At 51.6% G+C, this 723-nt stretch carries 1 protein-coding gene; it reads left to right on the forward strand.

What is annotated here, in order from left to right; translation table 11 throughout:
* Positions 1-317: 317 nt before the first annotated feature.
* On the forward strand, positions 318-723 hold a 406-nt coding region (locus B3F49_RS03965), incomplete at its 3' end, for a family 43 glycosylhydrolase (RefSeq protein WP_293909117.1).

Here is a 723-nt window from a genome sequence, read left to right on the forward strand (position 1 = left end):
GTCTTTGGAAATGAGGAGTATGCCGTCGTGCAGGAACTGCAGGGACCTCATATCGTCATCGGCTTCGATGCCCTGTCCAGCCAGACAATCAGCAGGAGAGCGGTACTCCCACGACGCTAAAGTTTTTATGCAGGAGATCGTGAACCCAGAACGATTCTTGCCTGCGGCACCAAAGATGACTTGAGAAGTAAACATGCGGTGTACGCTTCCCACACCATTGCATTCGAGAAGTAGGTTTCTTCTGTGAACGGGCACGCAATCGCCCTTTGCAGGTATAGCAAGGTAAGGTATACTTGCTTGGAAAAGGAGTACTTGCAATGCACCTACAAGAGATTCAAATGCGTGACCCGTTCATTCTCGCCGACTGGAAGTCGAACTATTATTATCTGTATGGAACGACCGACAAGGACCCCTGGAAAGCGAAGGGTGTAGGCTTTGAGACCTATCGAAGTACGGATCTGGTGCATTGGGAAGGACCTTTTGTAATTTTCACCCCGCCGGCCGGATTTTGGGGAACCCACAATTTCTGGGCTCCGGAAGTGCACCTCTATCAGGACAAGTACTATCTGTTTGCCTCCTTCAAGTCGGATGTGCGGCGTCGGGGAACACAGATTCTTGTCTCCTCATCTCCTCTCGGGCCGTTTGTTCCCCTAGGCGACAGACCTGCCACCCCTGCCGATTGGGAGTGTCTGGATGGCACCTTCTTTTTGGATGAACAAGCTC

It is taken from the genome of Sphaerochaeta sp. UBA5836 (assembly GCF_002432845.1).
Classification (GTDB): Bacteria; Spirochaetota; Spirochaetia; order Sphaerochaetales; family Sphaerochaetaceae; genus Sphaerochaeta.